This is a genomic window from Gordonia hydrophobica NBRC 16057, from assembly GCF_001592365.1.
Taxonomy (GTDB): domain Bacteria; phylum Actinomycetota; class Actinomycetes; order Mycobacteriales; family Mycobacteriaceae; genus Gordonia; species Gordonia hydrophobica.
In genome coordinates, this window is the sequence record NZ_BCWU01000009.1 from 1 (window position 1) to 16,511 (window position 16,511).

Below are 16,511 nucleotides of genomic sequence, written 5' to 3' on the forward strand. Positions count from 1 at the left end.
CGTCAAGCGCACATAGTTCGCGATTCCGCGAATGAGGACCCCACGAGACCGTAAGATATGTCATCTCGTTCGGCCTCGATCCGCCACGGTGACAGCCGCTCTCGGAGGAGCGACACTCGTCGCTATTGTCGCCTTGTTCTGGGTCTTTCCACCTGACGCGCATCGCTTAACGCTGCGGATGGCCCCGATCCTTCTGTTCGTCGCCGCTATGTCGATCGTTGTGAACATCGCAGCGGACGCTGGGGCATTCGACTCCGTCGCGGAGTGGATACGCAACCGAGTGCCACCACGCATGTCACCGCTCATCGGCGCGTGGTGTGCAGTAGTACTGCTGTCCACCGTTTCCACGGTGTTTCTGTCACTCGATACCACTGCAATCCTTGTGACTCCGCTGGCTGTAGCACTAGCCCAGCGCACAGGTGCCAGCGTCTGGGCATCGGCGCTGACAGTGGTCTGGATCGCCAACCTCGGGTCACTGCTGCTGCCTGTGTCCAACTTGACGAACCTGTTGGCAGCTACGTCCGGGGTCTTCAGCGGCCCGGCCGAGTACACAGCGGCTGCGTGGCTACCGGCGTTGGTAGCAACGAGTATCGCTGTTGTCGCAGCTGTACTCGTCTACTGGCTGCGCAATCATGGCACTCTCAGTGCTTCCGCCCCCGGCCCGCGATTGCCTTCCGGACCCCGGCTCCGCATTTCATTGATCACCCTGGGTGCTGTGCTTCCACTGCTCGCGTCACCCGTCCCGTATTGGGCAACGGCGAGTGTAGCCGCGGCCGTCCTGCTCATTGTCGCGCGACCGAACATGCCTTCATGGATGTCGATGATTCCGTGGCGCTCGCTCTCGCTCGTGACACTTCTTTCCGCCCTCACGACGTTCGTCCATGCAACCGGCGCGACCTCGGACCTTGCCGCCTACATTTCGTCAGGTCAGTCCTCCACCGCCGGATTACTGATGATTGCGAGTAGTGGCGCACTGGCCGCGAATCTGATCAACAACATTCCGGCGTATCTTATTCTCGAGGTCGGCATCGACAGCGCGGACGGAATGTTAGCGCTCTTGATCGGTGTCAATGCCGGACCTGTGATCACACCGTGGGCTTCTCTCGCGACATTGCTGTGGCGGGATCAACTGCGGCGCAACGATATCGCCGTTCCATGGGCGTCGTACATCGGTATCGGGTGCGTGTTGGCTCCACTCGTAATCTGTGCGGCAGTCTTCACGATATGACCGCTGCACGCGGCCTGGATGCCATTACAGAGCTCCCATGACGTCAAAATTGAAGATGTCCGCTCGAGCCATGTGCACAGCCTGAACCGCTTGGTTTCCGTCATAACGCACGACCCCTCGCGGCCCGGTGAACGTCAACCCATCGATTACTCGGTCGAAATCATCGACTCCGAACGCACCCGACTTCTTCGCAAGTTCGACGAGTGTCTGGATACCCTGGTAACACGATTGCGCCATGTTGTTCAGTGACGGAGCAGACGGCCCGCCGGCCAGGTCGACATAGCGTCCGAGGAAGTCCAACGCATCCTCTGTGGCCAAACTGCTGAAGTATGCCGCTGAACAGTACAGGTTCGCCGTCGCCTCTGGTCCGCTCGCTAGCAGCATGTTCTCGTCCATCAAGGGGCTGTACCGCATAACTCGCTCGGCGAGGCCTGACTCCGTGAATGAGCGGTTGAACTCAACCGCGTCTTGGCCGACCAGAAGCATCAGAACGCCATCGCACTGACTCGCCGCAACTTCTGCCGGAAGTCGCGGATCGGCACCCTTGCCCATTTGTACGAACGACGTACCGACGATCTCCACGCCGAGTTCTGCTGCGTGTCGCGCAAACTGATGCAGCGATTCGACCGGCCATACGTACTGCGCACCGACGACATGCCATTTCCGGATGCCGAGGTTCTCCCTGAGCCAAGCGATCGCCGGGAAGATCTGCTGGTCAGGCGTCTCTCCACTGCAGTAGACGCCACGGGCCCGTTCTTCGCCTTCAAACAACGACGTGTAAACGTACGGTATCTGGCCTCGCACGACGGGCTCCAGCACACGACGTACCGAGGATATGTGCCACCCAGTGATCGCGTCGATCTCCGATCGACGCAGTCGGTCTTCTACTTCCGCTGCAACGGCAGACGGCTGTTGACCACCGTCAATGTAAACCATCTCCACGGGACGCCCATCGATACCATCGGTAGCGTTCAACTCTGCAGCAGCCATTTCGCTGACCGCTATGCAAGACGGCCCGAAGATTCCTCCTGGGCCCTGCATCGGAACCACCACACCGATTTGAAGCGGCGTCCGACTAGCAAATGACATCCTCGACATGCGCTCTCCTCGCCGACGGCTCAGGCGAAGGCCTCGCTCCGTCGCCAGGCTCTCTCAGACACCTGTACTCTACGCTGGCGAACGATTCGCTTTCAATAGATCGAGAGCACGCCCTGCGCACTCGGCTGAACGACGTCTCTCGGCGCGCCCGCCCACCAGTTTCTGCGGACATTCAACCAATCCCATCTATTTTCAGCGCCGTCATGAGCATGCAACCCTCACCGAGCACCGCCCTGCGACCCAGATTGTGTGGGGCGGCGAGCGAGAGCCTCATCGATCCATCGAGCGAAGTCGGGCGCGTTTCGTGGCACCTGCCGACCTTCAGCAATACCTGTACGCGAGGTGAGTTCGCGCATGAGGTCTACTGGCCAAGGCGGACGCAGACGTGCACGTTGGAGAAGTTCGAGATCCCGGAAGATTGCACTAGTCGATCCTTGATGCGCATACCCAGACTCGAGGACACTGACACAGTCAGCCCACCCGAACGCCAAAGACGTGTCGTGTGTCGACAAGATGACAGTCGTACCACTCTGTTCTAGCCGTTCAAGGGCATCAAACATTTCCTCGACCCCCGCTGGATCAAGCCCGGCAGTCGGCTCGTCGAGCAACAGTAGGCAGGGTTTCATCGCCATGGCACCAGCGATCGTCACCCGCTTTCTCTCGCCGTACGACAATTCGTGAGTCGGACGTTGAGCGAGCTCCTCAAGAGCGAGCAGGGACAGTGTCTCCTGCACCCTCTCCATGATCTCGTGCGGCGTCAGGCCGAGATTCGCTGGACCAAACGCGATATCGTGGCTGACATCAGCGGAGAACAACTGGTCATCTGGATTCTGCAGCACCAGCTGCACCGTCTGACGGTGCGATCGGAGGCCTCGACGATCCTGCTGCAGTGGTACCCCGTCTACCGTTACTTGACCTCCGGCCGGTGCCAGGGACCCCGCCAGGATCCTCAAGAGCGTCGTCTTACCGGATCCGTTGGCTCCAAGCAACGCTGTTCGGAGCCCGCCAGTCAAGTCGACCGTTACATCTTTAAGTGGCTCGACGCCGCTGCTGTAGTGGTATGACAGGTTGTTCCCGCCCAGGGATCGATGACCCATCACCCAGCTCCAATCATCAGCGATATCACTGCGCACGTTCCGAGCAATCCACCGCTCATGGCCACGAACCGCCATGCGACCGCGGGTGTATCGAGCATCGGGAGTGCCGTTCCGAAATCACGACTAGCCAGTCCAACTTCAAGTCTGCGGGCATGAGTCCAGGCGCGAGTCAGCACCGCTGCGGTGAGCATCGCAGATGAACTCAGACTTCGACGCAGGTTTACGTAACCGAGCCGAGATACCTGAGCCTGGCGAATGATCGTCAAAGAGTCGATCAGCACGAAGACCAGCCGGTACATGACGGTGACTATGTCTACGCACGCCGCTGGAACACGTATCCGGCGTAGGGCGGCAGCGATAGCCGTCATCGGAGTCGTTGACGCGAACATCAAGGTTGCCGCAGATGCGGTAAGAGCCCGCGCTGCGAGGCCGACCGCCCTCACGACATCACTCGCGTCGACGCCGAGCCGCCACGGCGCGATCTCAAGTGTGAGGGCAGTTGATGCCGCTGCCAACGAGATGAAGACGGCCGGTGCGCGAAGACAACGTAAGAGATGGCTGATCGGCACACCCGCGAACTTGGTTGTAGAGAGACAGAGCACGAACAGCAGCGGGGCTGTCGGCCAGGGTGGAAGCAGCAGCGCTGCCACGACGACGCCTCCATACAGTGCAGTCTTCTCGGCCACCGACCGCTGTCGCCAGGTGCTGCGCCAGGCGACAGTATCGACCGTCGAGATGCTCAACCCCATCGGAAGGACCTCCCAGGCCAACTCCTCGAAATCACCGTTGAACCCGAGTGTTGGCGCTCTCACCCGAGAGCTGCACAATTTGTCCATTCAGGCGATGTCGATACCATAGAGCGCCGACCGTAAATCCAAAGATCCCGGCGCCGATTGCGGCTTGCAGCGCGAACAGACCTGATTCAATCTCACCCGAACCCGGAGTAAAGACTGAGGTGAACCATGGCGTGTAGCCGGGGTGCGATTCCTCGATATGTTCGGTTGCGGCCGAGTCAGTCCCAACGAAACTGGCTTCTTCCGGAGCACCTCGATTCAACCACAGGGAGAGAGCAAAAACTGCGATGATCGCGATGAGCAGCCCAGCCGCGGTGGTAATCAATTTCCTACGAGACATCGTTCGCCACTTTCGGATCGTCAGAAACTGCGGGTGATTTCTTCGCGAAGACCTTGAGTCGCTCGAGTTCTGGACCCGCAATACGCGTGAGCACTTGGAATACCAACACTCCTAGAAATCCTTCAATCACGGCGAGCGGAATCTGACTGACTGCGAAAATGGACAAGAACTTGACCACTGAGCCGAGTATCCCACTCGAAGCATCTGGGAAAGCAATACCGAGTTGGACGGACGTCATGCAATAGGTGGCTAAGTCAGAGGTAAACATGGCGGCGAATATCCCGACGGCCATTGGAGCCTGCAGGAGTCTCGCCAATCGCCACGTAGCGTAGCCGATCCAAGGACCCACGATCGCCATAGAGAAGGCGTTGGCACCCAGGGTCGTGATCCCTCCGTGAGCTAGTAGCAGGGCTTGGAAAAGCAGAACTATTGTTCCCAGAAAGGCCATCACCGGCGGTCTGAAAAGGACCGCGCCCAATCCAGTCCCCGTGGGATGACTGGAACTGCCGGTCACCGACGGCAACTTGATCGCAGACAGCACGAAAGTGAATGCGCCGGCGGCCCCGAGAAGCAACCGACTCTCGGGATTCTCACGAACTTGTCTCACAACAGCGACTGCGCCGTGAATGACGAACGGCGTCGCCGCAACTGTCCAGGCCACGGCTTGCACTGGTGGGAGAAATCCTTCAGCTATATGCATGTCAAATCTCCAGGCCAAATAGGATTGATAGGCGCCAGGAGACGGATATCAATTCGAAAAAGTTATTGGTTACGGTACTTAACGGCGGTTTGTCGGCATCGTCGATCGGCAGAGACGATCGCGGAAATCTCGTCCACGACCACTTTCAGTCGAGCAGTTGGAAGGGGCCTACTTCTTTAATTTCAGATATCGGAATTTCTCCCGGCTGACGAATGTGGGTCGATTGACTAACAGGCGTCACGCAAACTACCGGATTAGGTCTCGACACCCGACGAACGACCCGCGGACGAGGCGGAGGCGACTCCTCGTCCGCGGGCCGGTCTGTCATCGACAATCACGCGCCGACGGGTGCGCGCTGGCCTTGCATCGGATCGGACTCCTCGATGAAGCGGCCGACCTTGAGCACGGTCGCCTCGTCGAAAGCCTTGCCGACGATCTGCACGCCGACCGGCAGTCCATTGTTGAGGCCGCCGGGGACGGTCATCGCGGGCAGGCCGGTGAGGTTGCTCGGTCCGGTGAAGCGGATGAAATTGTCCACCAGATCCACGGGGTTGCCGTTAAGATCGGCGACGGCCGAGCCGATGTCCGGCGCCATGACCGGCAGCGTCGGCGCGATCAGCACGTCGACGTCTGCCAGCGCAGCGGAGAACTCTCGTTTGATCTGCCTGCGCGCCTGCTGCGCCTGCAGGTAGTCGACCGAGGAGAACAGCTCACCCAGGTAGAACAGGAAGCGGATGTCTGCGCCGAAGTCCTCGGCGCGGGTCTCCAAGTCTCGGTGGTGAATGGCCGACGCCTCCGACAGGCTGGTCGCGAGCTCGGTCCACTCGGAGTACTTCAGTGCCGGGATGCTCACCTTCTTGACGGTGGCGCCACGGCTGACCAGGTCGTCGATCCGCGCTCGGACCAGACGCTCCACGTCGGAGTCCACGTCTCGGAAGTAGTAGTCCTCTTCCACACCGATGACGAGACCCTTGGGATCGCCGCCGAGTGCGGCCCGGTAATCGCCGACCGGGACGTCCACCGACGTCGGATCGCGGTGATCGAAACCGGCGATGGCCTGCAACATCACGGCAGCGTCCTCGACGGTCTTGGCCATCGGACCGATGTGGTCGAGGCTCCAGGCGAGCGGGTAGCAGCCGAACTTCGCGACGCGACCGTGCGTCGGCTTGAGACCCGCCAGACCGCACGCCGACGAGGGGATGCGGATGGAGCCGGCGGTATCGGTGCCCAGACTGATGAAGGTCATGTCGGAGGCCACCGCCGCACCCGAACCACCGCTGGAGCCGCCCGGCACCTTGTCGACGTTCCAGGGGTTGTGCACCGGACCGAAGTGCGGGCTGTTGTTGTCGATGCCCCACGCGTATTCGTGCATGTTCAGCTTGCCGGTCAGGACGATGCCTGCGTCGCGCAGTTTGGTGACGACGCTGGCGTCGTCCTTGGAGACGAAGTCCCCGTGGATCTTCGACGACATCGTGGTGACCTCGCCCGCCACGTAGAGGTTGTCCTTGAGTGCCATCGGAACGCCGTGCAGCGGACCGCGATGCTCACCGGCCGCGATCTCCTTCTCTGCCTTCTCGGCCTCGGCCATCGCCGCGTCGTCGCGGAAACTGACGTAGGCGTTGACCGTGTCGTTGAGCGCATGGGCGTGATCCAGCAGGCTGCGCGTCACGTCGACGGGCGAGACCTGCTTGGTGCGGATCAGCTCGCCCACCTCGACGGCAGTCTTCTTCAGCAGTTCGTCAGCCAACGTGATCGCCTCCCGGAATATTGCGGAGCGAGATGTCCGCGTCGTCAATTGCGATGTTCCCCAGATCCCCCTTGAGAGCGACGATCTCGGCCCACTTGGCTTCGATCTTCGTCAACTCCTCGGCGCTCGGGGAGACTCCCCTCGCCGCCAACGCGTCCTTGATTGACAGGGTCATCGGTCCTCCGTCTCGGTCGAGCCGACTGCGTCACCCGTCGGCATCACGATCATTTGAATTTGTTCCATTTGGAACTGTTTCAAACATAGTGCATCAGCTCACACTCGTGCAACGAAATGGCGCATATCATGGCAACTCCCCAAAAGGCCTGGTCATCCTCGCAGAAAAGACGCGACCGCCCCCACACCGAAGCGTGGGGCGCGGTCGCGACAGCAGACGGATCAGGTCACGCAGGGACCTTGGGGTCCTTGTAGTAGACGAGTTGATGCGTGGTGGCGAGGAGCGTCTCACCCGACCACAGCTCCGCGAACTGATCGAAGTGTCCGTGACCGAATCGACTGCCGCGGGCGGTCGCCAAGACATGGTCGGTGCCGTGCGCCGCCAACTCCTCGGCCGTCGCATGGAAGTAGGTCGTCATCGAGATGGTTCCGGCGGGCATATAGACACCGTGGCGAAGGAAGATCCGCGGAAAGAAGCAGTCGGCCATCGACGCGAGCGACGGAAAATCGATCGGCCGCTCCGGCTGGTCACGAACCCACAGGGTCGACGTCGAGTCGTCGGCCGTCTCGCCGTCGACGATCCCGCCGACCAGAAAACGCTTGTCGTAGTTCTTGGCCCAGGCGATGAAGTCGAGGAAGTCGGTCGGCTCCACCTCGGCAGCCGGCACCGCCTCCGGCGGCGCTGCCTCCACATCGGCCCAGGTGTCCCGGATGACAGCGAAGACCGCCGAACCGGTGGCGACAGTCACGCCCTCCTGGCGGATGCTGAACACCCAGTGCTGATTGGTTCGGTTGGTCCGAACCGGATCCAGATGCAGATCCCACTCGCCGTAAGCGATCGGCGCCACGAAGTTGATCGTGAGGGACAGTGGTTCGCCGAGGACATCCGGGTGTTGCTGGAGTCCGTGGATCACCGTTGCGGCGGTGATTCCGCCGAACGGCCCGACCATGTTGGCGTACGCGGGATGGGTCTGCGCCCGGAACACCCTGGAGTCAGAGCCGACCGGAGTGAGGGCGATCGCCTCGTCGAGAACGTGAGTCATGACGCGACGGTAACAGAATGATCGTTCTACTTACGAGTACTCTGTGAGCATGACCACCGCATCGGTCCGCGATCGCCTGCTCACCTCCACCATCGCCCTCCTGCGCAGCAAGGGCGCCGACGGATTCGGCATGTCCGAACTGATGAGGCACAGCGGCGTAGCTCGCCGATCCATGTACCTGCACTTCCCCGACGGGAAGGCCCAACTGTTGGAGCAGGCGACCGCGGCCGCCGGCCGGATCGCCGTGCGCCAGGTCTCCACGATCGCGTCCCACGAGAGCGTGCCCGACGGCTTCGCCGCCGTCATCGAGACATGGAAGCGAACCCTCGCCGACAGTGACTACGAACTGGGCTGCCCACTGGTCGCGGCGTCGCTCGCCACGGCCGAGTACCCCGCTGCCGCTGCGCGGGCGGCCGCGGCATTCGCCACCCTCTCCGACGTGATCGCCGACGCGTTGGCGGGTGACGGCGTCGACCCCGACGCCGCCCGCAGCGCGGGACATCTCCTGTTCGCATCCCTGGAGGGCGCGATCATCACCTCCCGCGCACTGCGCTCGACGGAACCGCTCGACGCCCTCGAGGCGCATATTCGTCAGACCTGGGACTGACGTCACACGCCGCATCGTTGCCATCGTCGCGTGCGCCCCTGTACAAAAGTACATGTACAAAAGTACAGAACAAGGAATGAGACATGGCGAAACGAGACCCCGCTGCACGCCGCGCGGCGATCGTGAAGGCTGCGGCCGACCTCGTGGTCGAGGTCGGACCCGACCGCATCACGCATCGAATGGTGGCCGGACGCGCCCAGGTCCCCCTGGGCTCAACGACGCAGCACTTCAGCTCGATCGACGACCTCCGCACTCAAGCACTGGCACTGCTCGCCAAAGAGATCGACGACGACCTCGACGACGTCCGCGCCTCCCTGGCTGAGGCGAGTGGAACGGCGGACGCGCTGGTCGAGCAGATGCACGACTACCTGACGAACAGCCGCAATATCGCCGCCGATGTGTGTCTGATGTCCGCCGGGGCTTTCGACGACGACCTTCGCGATCTGTCCCTCCGCTGGCAGAACACCCTGATCGAGGTCCTCACCGATTACGTCGGCTCCGACAACGCGCTCGCGCTGGCCATCCTGACCGACGGCGTGGTGGTGCACGCCGCACTGCACAAGACCGCCGTCTCCAAAGACTTCCTGTACACCCTGGTCGCGCCTTTCATGGCGCAGAAATGAACGGACGGATGAGCACCGAACTCACCACCGAATCCCCCACCTACTCGAGTCGGCGCGCGTGGCTCGCCACCGCGGCACTCAGCGCGAGCCTGCTGGTGATCGTCATGGACATGACGATTCTCAACGTCGCGCTGCCTGCGCTGTCCGCCGACCTGACGCCGAGCGCCGACCAGGTGCTGTGGATCGTCGACGTGTACTCCCTCGTCCTCGCAGGCCTCCTGGTGCCTGCCGCAGCGCTCGCCGACCGGTGGGGACGCAAGCGGATGCTGATGACCGGCTACGCGATCTTCGGCCTCGCGTCGTTGCTCGTGTTGTTCGCCGAGTCGGCCGTGATGGTGATCGGGATTCGCGTCCTGCTCGGCATCGGCGGTGCGTTCATCATGCCCACCACGCTGTCGACGATCCGCGTCGTCTTCACCGATGCCCGCGAACGGGCCCGCGCGCTCGCCGTGTGGGCGTCGATCGCCGGCATCGGCGCCGCGATCGGCCCGCTGATCGGCGGGTTCCTCGTCGAGCACTTCTCCTGGCAGTCGGCCTTCCTGGTCAACGTTCCACTCATGGCCCTCGCCGTCATCGCAGGTCTGTTCTTGATCCCCGAGTCACGCTCGGCTGACCCCGGGGTATGGGACTGGACCGGCGTTCTCCTCTCGTTCACCGGCATGGTCCTGGTGATGTGGGCGGTGAAGCACTTCGGCGCGCAGGCGAGCCTCCTGGTCCCCGCCGGGTGGGCCGCTTTGATCGTCGGTGCCGGACTGTTGGCGCTCTTCGTCCGACGCAGCCTGCGTCAGAACCGCCCGATGATGGACTTCGATCTGTTCCGCAATCGGGTGTTCACCGGCGGTATCGCCGCCGCGTTGGGGTCGATGTTCGCCATGGCCGCCGCACTGCTGCTGTTGGCTCAGTGGCTGCAAGCCGTCGAGGGCAGCTCGCCGATCCGAGCCGGTGTACAGCTGGTGCCGCTCGCACTGGCCGCCGCGATCGCGTCGCTGGTCGCGCCCGCCCTCGCCGAACGCATCGGACCGCGGACCGTGATCGCGACCGGCATCGCGCTGGCGGGCCTCGGGATGATCATCGTCTACGTGATTCCCGGGGAGCTCCACTACGCCTCGGCCGTGGTGTCCCTGTGCCTCATCGGCATCGGCATGGGCTCCCTCGCCATCGGCTCGGCGCTCATCATGTCCGGCAGCCCCGAGGACCGCGCGGGCAACGCCGCAGCCATGGAAGAAACCTCGTACGAGCTCGGCAGCGTCATCGGCGTCGCACTGCTCGGCAGCATCGCGTCGGTGCTGTACCGGCAGCAACTCGATGGTTCCGACGCGATCGCCGCGCTCGACGACCAGGTCGGCGACGCCGTTCGCGAGTCGATCGGCTCCGCCTCTGCGACCGCAGAGGAGATGGGGTTGCCCGCTCTTGCTCGAGACGCAGGCGCAGCGTTCACCGAGTCCATGCAGATCACCAGCTTGGTCGGCGGCTTCCTCATGCTCGGTGTCGCAGCCGCGGTCTTCGCTCTGGTACCGAAGAACACTCGCATCGACGCGGCCCAACACTGACCGGCAGGCGGAGGCCATGTTTCACGGGGAACACCGCCTCCGCCGCCGGGGTGCTGGCACAGTGAAGGGATGAGCACCGATTCCGCGGCCGTCGCCCGCCACGCTTACGAGTCACTCGAGCCCTTCCACGTCGTGGCCTACTTCAATCCCGGAGTCGGTGCAGCGCAACACGATCTGGGGTTGGACGGGCACGCCTTCTACGTCGGTGCGCGGGCGTGTCCGCTCGGCGAGACGACCGCTGCGGTGGTGAGCTCAACGTTCTTCAACTTCTCGCCCGCGTTGATCGCTTCGGCCTGGAATCACGCTCGTGCGGCCGGTCTCGCCGCGATCGACGACCGCCGCTACGCGATGCTCGACGAGCAGTACCGCACCATCCTCGGCGACGTGTCCGCACAGATCACTCCCCTGCTCGCCCGGTACGAGGCCACGGTGTCGGGCCTGCCGCTGTCGGGACGACCGCTGGGGGCCGCATGGGCGGCGACCCCCGTCCCCGACGTGCCCCACCTGGCGTTGTGGCGTCACCTCTCGGTGCTGCGCGAGTGGCGCGGCGACAACCACATCGCCGAGTTGGTGAGCCACGGCCTGAACGGGATCGATGCCGGCGTCTTCCACGAAGCCGATGTGCCCGATCCCACCGTCCGGCGGCGACTGCTGAGCAAGAGACTGTTTCTGCTGACGCGCGGCTGGACCGAGGACGACTGGGCTGCATCCATCGATCGCCTCGCCGACCGCGGACTGCTGGAGCGGACCGGTGACGGCCACCGCCTCACCGCCGCCGGCTATGAGCTCTACCAGCGGATCGAGACGCGCACCGACGAGGTGACCGGCGCCCATCTCGGCACCGACTTCGCCGATCTCGTGAACCAGACGCGGCACCTGGTGAAGCCGATTCTGGACGCCGGCATCCTGCCGGGGACCACGAAGAAGGACTGAGCCCCGCGGCCGTCGTCCGGCTACTTCTTCAGGTTGGCGGCGAACCAGTCGATCGTCTGCATCCCCAACAGGCCGGTGCCCCACGGGCGCGTAACAGCGAACACGTGACTTCGTCCAGATTCGCGTCCCCGACAGCATCCGCCGAGGTCAAATCGCCCTCGGCGACCCCTCACGGGGACGTGAATCTCGCTATCCAGACAAGTCCATCGCAAGGCGGGCAGCGGTGGTCGTCAACGACGGGTGCACTGCACGCATCACGCTCAGACAAAACCGAGGAAACCGCCGCCAGACTCGCGGTCACGCACCACTTCATGTCGAGTCAGTGGTGCGGTCTCGTTTCATCCGCTCTCGTGCCACCGACTTCACCGAACGGCCCGTCACAGCACCCGGCGTTCCGATCAACTGATCCGGTAGCCCATTCCCCGCACGGTCCCGATCCGCTCGGCACCCAGCTTCTTCCGGAGCGCCCGGACGTAGACGTCGACGATGTTGGATCCGGGGTCGAAATCGTAACCCCACACGTGCGAGAGGATCTGCTCGCGCGCCAGCACCTGCCCAGGATGTCGCAGAAACAGTTCTAAGAGAAGGAACTCGCGGGCGGTCAGGTCGATCGTTGCTCCGCCCACCGTGGCCCGCCGCGTCCGCAGATCCAACGACAGCGGCCCGTGCGTCAGGACACCGACTTCGGCGACCGCTTCCCCACCGCGCAGTCGCAGGCGCACCCGGGCCAGCAGTTCCTCGAAGCGGAACGGCTTGGTCATGTAGTCGTCGGCGCCGCCTTCGAGGCCAGCGACGGTGTCGTGCACCGAGTCCCGCGCCGTCAGAATGATGACCGGCGTCGAGACCCCCTCGCCCCGCATCGTGTCGAGCACCTCGAATCCGTCGCGGTGCGGCAGCCCCAGGTCCAAGACCACCAGGTCCACGCCTTGCCGTGCCGCCTCCAGCGCGCTGTCGCCGTCGCCCACCACGGTGGTGACGAAGCCGTTCGCGCGCAGGCCCTTCTCGATGAACGACGCGATCCGTTCCTCGTCCTCGGCGATCAGGATGCGATTCACAGTGAGATCCTCTCCAGCGGCATGCCCGCAGGCATCTCGATTCCGAACGTGGCGCCGTGCCCGGGTTCCGAATGGACCTTGACCGTGCCACCGTGTGCCTCGGCGATCGCGCGCACGATCGCCAGCCCCAACCCCGCACCTGTGCGGGAGCGGAAGGCTCCCGCGTTTCGCGGCCCCCGTTGGAAGCGTTCGAAGATGCGTTCCCGGTCCTCGGCACTGATGCCCGGACCGGTGTCGGTGACCCAGAACGAGACCGTCGGCGCGCCGTCCGGCCCCGCGTACAGCGACGATCCGATGCGGATCTCGTCGCCGTCACCGGTATGACCGACCGCGTTGTGCGCCAACGCCACGATCGCCTGGGTCACTCGTTGCGGATCCACGCGTGCGTCGCCTTCGCCGACGGAGTCGAGCAGCCAGCGACGCTCACCGAGCGCACGGACCTTGGAGTGGATGTCGACGGTCAACTCCGTCACCGACACCTGCTGCGGTGTCACGAAGTCCGGGCGTTCGGACTTCGCAAGGACCAGCAGTTCCTCCACGATCCGGCTCATCCGGTCGAGTTCTTCGGTCACCAGCCGCATCACGGCGGCACGCTCGGCGGGATCGTCGCCCATCAATTCCAAATGTCCGCGGACGATCGTGATCGGCGTCCGCAACTCGTGGCCTGCGTCGTCGAGGAAGCGGCGCTGAGTCGCGAAGGCCTCCGCCAGACGGTCGAGCATGGCGTTGAACTGCTCGGCGAGCGCGGACACGTCGTCGTGGCCCCGGACGTCGATCCGGCGGGTCAGATCCTTCTCACTGATCTCCGCAGCGGCGTTGCGCACCAACCGGATCGGAGCCAGGATGCGCCCGGACACCAGGTAGGCGCCCAGCCCCGCCAGGAGGAGGCCGACCACGCTGACCACCGTGAGGGTCCGCATCGTGTCCGCGACCTCTGCGCGGTCGCGGTCGATGGCGAAGCCGACGATGAAGTAGCCGGGGCCTTCACCTTCGGCACGCGGTTGCACCTGCACCTTCCGCCAGAGCAGTTCGCCGTCCCCGGTCTTCATGGAGCCCGCCTCCGCGGGATCGTCGACGACCGCGCGCACCCGCTCGGAACGCTGCGCGAATGGGTAGGGCTCGCCGCGGTCCTGCCGCAGAATCCGGCCGTCGGGCAACACGGCGACGACCACTTCGTCGTCATCGGGGAACTGTCGCTCCAGATGACTGTCCAGCAGCTCCTCGACGCTGGTGTACGGCAGCTGGGTGGACCGGTTGACACCGCGCGCCGCCACTCCGACGAACTCCTCGATCTCCTGCGCCAGCGCCTGATTCACCTGGTTCTCGACGCTGCGGTGCAGTTCCCCGCGGGTCACCACGTTCACCAGCAGCAGCACGCCGAACATCAGCAGCATCACCCAGCCGATGATGAGGACACGAGCCGGTATCCGCCGACGTGGACGAGCCCCGGCGGAATCAGTCGTCACCGTCGTCGTCTCCATCATCGTCGTAGTCGTCGTCATCGTCGTCGTCATCGTCGTAGTCGTCATCGTCATCGTCGTCGTAGTCGCCGCCGTTCGGCAACTGCTCAACAGGCGCCGGCGGAGGCACCACCTCGACGCGAGAGCGCTGGTCCGTGGTCGTGGACGGCTTCTGCGGCGCCGTCCGCGGCGGGCGCGATGATGACGGATCGTTCGACGAGCCGTCCGGATCCGACGTCATGGATTCGCCGATCTTCACGTACGCGGGCGGTGCCTGCACCGGTTCTGGAGAGCGAAGCAGCAGATACCCGGCGCCGATCGCGCCGACGAGGATGCCGAGCACGGCGATGCCGATCAGCGTCGCCCCATGGGTCCGTATTCTCATGCCACCACTGTCACGGCGGTGTCTGAGGGGTCGATGAAAGCCAGATGAAGAAGTCTTCACCTGGGCCGAGGTGAAGGTTTCATCATCTGCCCCTCATCGACGGTTCATGGTGCCGCCGAAGGGTGGTCACCATGCCAGAAGTCATCACCGCCCCCATGCGGACAACGCAGTCCCTGCCGCCGTGGCACCGTGCGCCGCTGCCGATTCGTCCACGCAGTCGCCTGACGCCGCCGTCCATCGGCCGGCTGGCCGCCGTGTGCTCGGTCGGCGCACTCATGGTGATCCTGCTCGCGGCGCCGAACGGCCCGAGCGGCGACGCCCGGCTCGCCCTGGTGATCTTCGTCTGCGCCGTGTCGCTGTGGGTCGGAACGCGGCTCGACGATACGTCGGTAGCGGTTGGCGCGGCCTTGGCACTGGTCGCGGCCGGCGTGATCGATGACCACGTCCTGTTCGCCGCACTCGGCTCCGAGACGGTGTGGCTGCTGGTGGCCGCCTTCGTCCTCGCCGCCGGTGTCGCCGCGACCGGAATCACTGCGCGGCTGGCGACGGCGCTCCTGAGTCGAGCCGGTACCGTGCGGCAGCTGGCGCACCTGGCGACCTTCGCACTGTTCCTCACCGCGTTCGCGGTGCCGTCCACCTCGGGTCGCGCGGCACTGACCGTCCCCGTGTTCACCGCGCTCGCCGCCACACTCGGCCACCGCCCGCGGGTGGTGCGAGCGTTCTCGATCCTGTTTCCCACCGTCATTCTGCTGACCGCGGTCGCGACCCTCCTCGGAGCGGGCGCGCATCTCGTCACCAACGACGTGCTCGCGGCGACGACCGGCGAACAGATCGGGTTCGGGCACTGGCTCCTGCTCGGCACCCCGCTGGCCCTGGTGTCCGCCCACCTCGCCGCCGAACTGGTGCTCCGACTGTTCACGACCCGCGATGACCGCGCGCTGCCGCTGGCGTTGACGGCCGCGACGCTGGCCGTCGACGCGGCCACGCCCGTGACCGGACGGCTCACCGCGCCCGAGAGGCGAGCCCTGACCGTCGTCGGTCTCGTCGCCCTCGGGTGGGCCGCCGAGCCGCTCCACGGCGCGCACCCGGCGTTCATCGCGTTGATCGGCGCACTGGTGATCACCGCACCGCGCATCGGCACCACCACACTGGCGAACGGACTGCGCACGGTGCCGTGGTCGCTGCTGCTGTTCATGGCCGCGACGGCGGTCCTCGGCAGCGCGCTCGCCCTGTCCGGCGCGGCGACCTGGCTGGCCGAAGGCCTGTTCGGAGCGCTCGGCGCGGCGCCCTCCTGGGCGGTCGTCGCCACCGTCGTCGGCGTGAGCGTGGCCGCTCACCTGTTCATTCAGTCTCGCACCGCGCGATCGTCGGTCCTGGTTCCACTGGTGATCCCCATCGCCGTCGGCGTCGGGCTCAATCCGGTCGCCGTCGCGTTCGCGTCGACCGCTGCTGCCGGCTTCTGCCACACCCTGACGTCCTCGGCCAAACCAGTCGCCATGTTCTCCGCCATCGACGGCGTCGAGACCTACTCGCGCGGTGATCTGCTCCGGTTGGCTGCCTGGCTCGCTCCGATCGTCGCCGTCCTCGTCACCGTCTTCGCGGTGTTCGTCTGGCCGTTCCTGGGTCTGCCGCTCTCGTGAGCAGGCCCGCCATCCCATCCACCCATCTCGACCCGGA

The 16,511-nt window shown here is 64.4% G+C and carries 17 protein-coding genes; 6 read left to right on the forward strand and 11 right to left on the reverse strand.

The annotated features are described in order from the left end of the window. The first annotated feature begins 133 nt into the window (after positions 1–133). The gene (locus tag GH2_RS15065; RefSeq protein WP_169802465.1) at positions 134–1,228 is read left to right on the forward strand and encodes an ArsB/NhaD family transporter; all 1,095 of its coding nucleotides are present in this window, start codon (positions 134–136) and stop codon (positions 1,226–1,228) included. 24 nt (positions 1,229–1,252) lie between these two features. On the opposite strand, the gene GH2_RS15070 is transcribed toward GH2_RS15065, so the two are convergent. The 8 genes from GH2_RS15070 to GH2_RS15100 form a co-directional block, all read right to left on the reverse strand. After that, entirely contained in the window at positions 1,253–2,326 is a 1,074-nt protein-coding gene (locus GH2_RS15070) for a substrate-binding domain-containing protein (protein ID WP_084247522.1), read from the reverse strand. A 218-nt stretch (positions 2,327–2,544) separates the two neighbouring features. Beyond that, positions 2,545–3,498 carry an energy-coupling factor ABC transporter ATP-binding protein gene (locus tag GH2_RS21340; protein WP_307825463.1) on the reverse strand — a complete coding sequence of 318 codons (954 nt, stop codon included), beginning with the start codon at positions 3,496–3,498 and terminating at the stop codon, positions 2,545–2,547. Beyond that, positions 3,423–4,172: a cobalt ECF transporter T component CbiQ gene (cbiQ, locus tag GH2_RS15080; protein WP_169802466.1), complete on the reverse strand. Its 750-nt coding sequence runs from the start codon at positions 4,170–4,172 to the stop codon at positions 3,423–3,425. Before cbiQ ends, GH2_RS21340 begins: the two co-directional genes overlap by 76 nt. Before the next feature lie 31 nt (positions 4,173–4,203). Beyond that, positions 4,204–4,542: an energy-coupling factor ABC transporter substrate-binding protein gene (locus tag GH2_RS21345; RefSeq protein ID WP_239589028.1), complete on the reverse strand. Its 339-nt coding sequence runs from the start codon at positions 4,540–4,542 to the stop codon at positions 4,204–4,206. Between the two features lie 4 nt (positions 4,543–4,546). Continuing rightward, positions 4,547–5,257 carry an energy-coupling factor ABC transporter permease gene (locus GH2_RS15085; protein ID WP_066169656.1) on the reverse strand — a complete coding sequence of 237 codons (711 nt, stop codon included), beginning with the start codon at positions 5,255–5,257 and terminating at the stop codon, positions 4,547–4,549. A gap of 334 nt (positions 5,258–5,591) precedes the next feature. Next, positions 5,592–7,004 (reverse strand): amidase, encoded by a 1,413-nt coding sequence (locus GH2_RS15090; protein ID WP_066169658.1) that lies wholly within the window; start codon positions 7,002–7,004, stop codon positions 5,592–5,594. Next, positions 6,997–7,179 (reverse strand): hypothetical protein, encoded by a 183-nt coding sequence (locus GH2_RS15095; protein WP_066169662.1) that lies wholly within the window; start codon positions 7,177–7,179, stop codon positions 6,997–6,999. Before GH2_RS15095 ends, GH2_RS15090 begins: the two co-directional genes overlap by 8 nt. A gap of 226 nt (positions 7,180–7,405) precedes the next feature. Next, the gene (locus GH2_RS15100) at positions 7,406–8,221 is read right to left on the reverse strand and encodes an acyl-CoA thioesterase (protein WP_066169665.1); all 816 of its coding nucleotides are present in this window, start codon (positions 8,219–8,221) and stop codon (positions 7,406–7,408) included. A gap of 49 nt (positions 8,222–8,270) precedes the next feature. Between GH2_RS15100 and GH2_RS15105 the strand changes: the two genes are divergently transcribed. The 4 genes from GH2_RS15105 (at position 8,271) to GH2_RS15120 (ending at position 11,934) form a co-directional block, all read left to right on the forward strand. Next, on the forward strand, positions 8,271–8,828 hold the full coding sequence (locus GH2_RS15105) for a TetR/AcrR family transcriptional regulator (RefSeq protein WP_066169668.1): 558 nt from the start codon (positions 8,271–8,273) through the stop codon (positions 8,826–8,828). 83 nt (positions 8,829–8,911) lie between these two features. Then, the gene (locus tag GH2_RS15110; RefSeq protein ID WP_066169670.1) at positions 8,912–9,451 is read left to right on the forward strand and encodes a TetR/AcrR family transcriptional regulator; all 540 of its coding nucleotides are present in this window, start codon (positions 8,912–8,914) and stop codon (positions 9,449–9,451) included. 8 nt (positions 9,452–9,459) lie between these two features. Beyond that, positions 9,460–11,001, forward strand: a complete 1,542-nt coding sequence (locus GH2_RS15115; RefSeq protein WP_066169672.1) for an MFS transporter — start codon at positions 9,460–9,462, stop codon at positions 10,999–11,001. Positions 11,002–11,070: 69 nt separating this feature from the next. Then, positions 11,071–11,934 carry an SCO6745 family protein gene (locus GH2_RS15120; protein WP_066169674.1) on the forward strand — a complete coding sequence of 288 codons (864 nt, stop codon included), beginning with the start codon at positions 11,071–11,073 and terminating at the stop codon, positions 11,932–11,934. Positions 11,935–12,332: 398 nt separating this feature from the next. On the opposite strand, the gene GH2_RS15125 is transcribed toward GH2_RS15120, so the two are convergent. From GH2_RS15125 to GH2_RS21855, 3 genes are read right to left on the reverse strand one after another with little or no spacing between them, the layout of a single operon-like run. Further along, complete coding sequence (locus GH2_RS15125; RefSeq protein ID WP_066169677.1) at positions 12,333–12,989, reverse strand: response regulator transcription factor; 657 nt, start codon at positions 12,987–12,989, stop codon at positions 12,333–12,335. Then, on the reverse strand, positions 12,986–14,455 hold the full coding sequence (locus GH2_RS15130; protein ID WP_244885399.1) for a sensor histidine kinase: 1,470 nt from the start codon (positions 14,453–14,455) through the stop codon (positions 12,986–12,988). Before GH2_RS15130 ends, GH2_RS15125 begins: the two co-directional genes overlap by 4 nt. Then, complete coding sequence (locus GH2_RS21855; RefSeq protein WP_066169683.1) at positions 14,445–14,834, reverse strand: hypothetical protein; 390 nt, start codon at positions 14,832–14,834, stop codon at positions 14,445–14,447. Before GH2_RS21855 ends, GH2_RS15130 begins: the two co-directional genes overlap by 11 nt. Before the next feature lie 131 nt (positions 14,835–14,965). On the opposite strand from GH2_RS21855, the gene GH2_RS15140 reads away from it, so the two are divergent. Then, positions 14,966–16,474, forward strand: coding sequence for an SLC13 family permease (locus GH2_RS15140; RefSeq protein WP_239589029.1), 1,509 nt, complete (start codon positions 14,966–14,968; stop codon positions 16,472–16,474). The last annotated feature ends 37 nt before the right edge of the window (positions 16,475–16,511 follow it).

What these genes read in the sequence shown, in the direction of transcription:
- GH2_RS15100 (WP_066169665.1), bottom strand. Translation starts at nt 8,221, where the DNA reads ATGACTCACGTTCTCGACGAGGCGATCGCCCTCACTCCGGTCGGCTCT.
- GH2_RS15095 (WP_066169662.1), bottom strand. Translation starts at nt 7,179, where the DNA reads ATGACCCTGTCAATCAAGGACGCGTTGGCGGCGAGGGGAGTCTCCCCG.
- GH2_RS15120 (WP_066169674.1), top strand. Translation starts at nt 11,071, where the DNA reads ATGAGCACCGATTCCGCGGCCGTCGCCCGCCACGCTTACGAGTCACTC.
- GH2_RS15115 (WP_066169672.1), top strand. Translation starts at nt 9,460, where the DNA reads ATGAGCACCGAACTCACCACCGAATCCCCCACCTACTCGAGTCGGCGC.
- GH2_RS21340 (WP_307825463.1), bottom strand. Translation starts at nt 3,498, where the DNA reads ATGGCGGTTCGTGGCCATGAGCGGTGGATTGCTCGGAACGTGCGCAGT.
- GH2_RS21855 (WP_066169683.1), bottom strand. Translation starts at nt 14,834, where the DNA reads ATGAGAATACGGACCCATGGGGCGACGCTGATCGGCATCGCCGTGCTC.
- GH2_RS15110 (WP_066169670.1), top strand. Translation starts at nt 8,912, where the DNA reads ATGGCGAAACGAGACCCCGCTGCACGCCGCGCGGCGATCGTGAAGGCT.
- GH2_RS15105 (WP_066169668.1), top strand. Translation starts at nt 8,271, where the DNA reads ATGACCACCGCATCGGTCCGCGATCGCCTGCTCACCTCCACCATCGCC.
- GH2_RS15070 (WP_084247522.1), bottom strand. Translation starts at nt 2,326, where the DNA reads ATGTCGAGGATGTCATTTGCTAGTCGGACGCCGCTTCAAATCGGTGTG.
- GH2_RS15085 (WP_066169656.1), bottom strand. Translation starts at nt 5,257, where the DNA reads ATGCATATAGCTGAAGGATTTCTCCCACCAGTGCAAGCCGTGGCCTGG.
- cbiQ (WP_169802466.1), bottom strand. Translation starts at nt 4,172, where the DNA reads ATGGGGTTGAGCATCTCGACGGTCGATACTGTCGCCTGGCGCAGCACC.
- GH2_RS15140 (WP_239589029.1), top strand. Translation starts at nt 14,966, where the DNA reads ATGCCAGAAGTCATCACCGCCCCCATGCGGACAACGCAGTCCCTGCCG.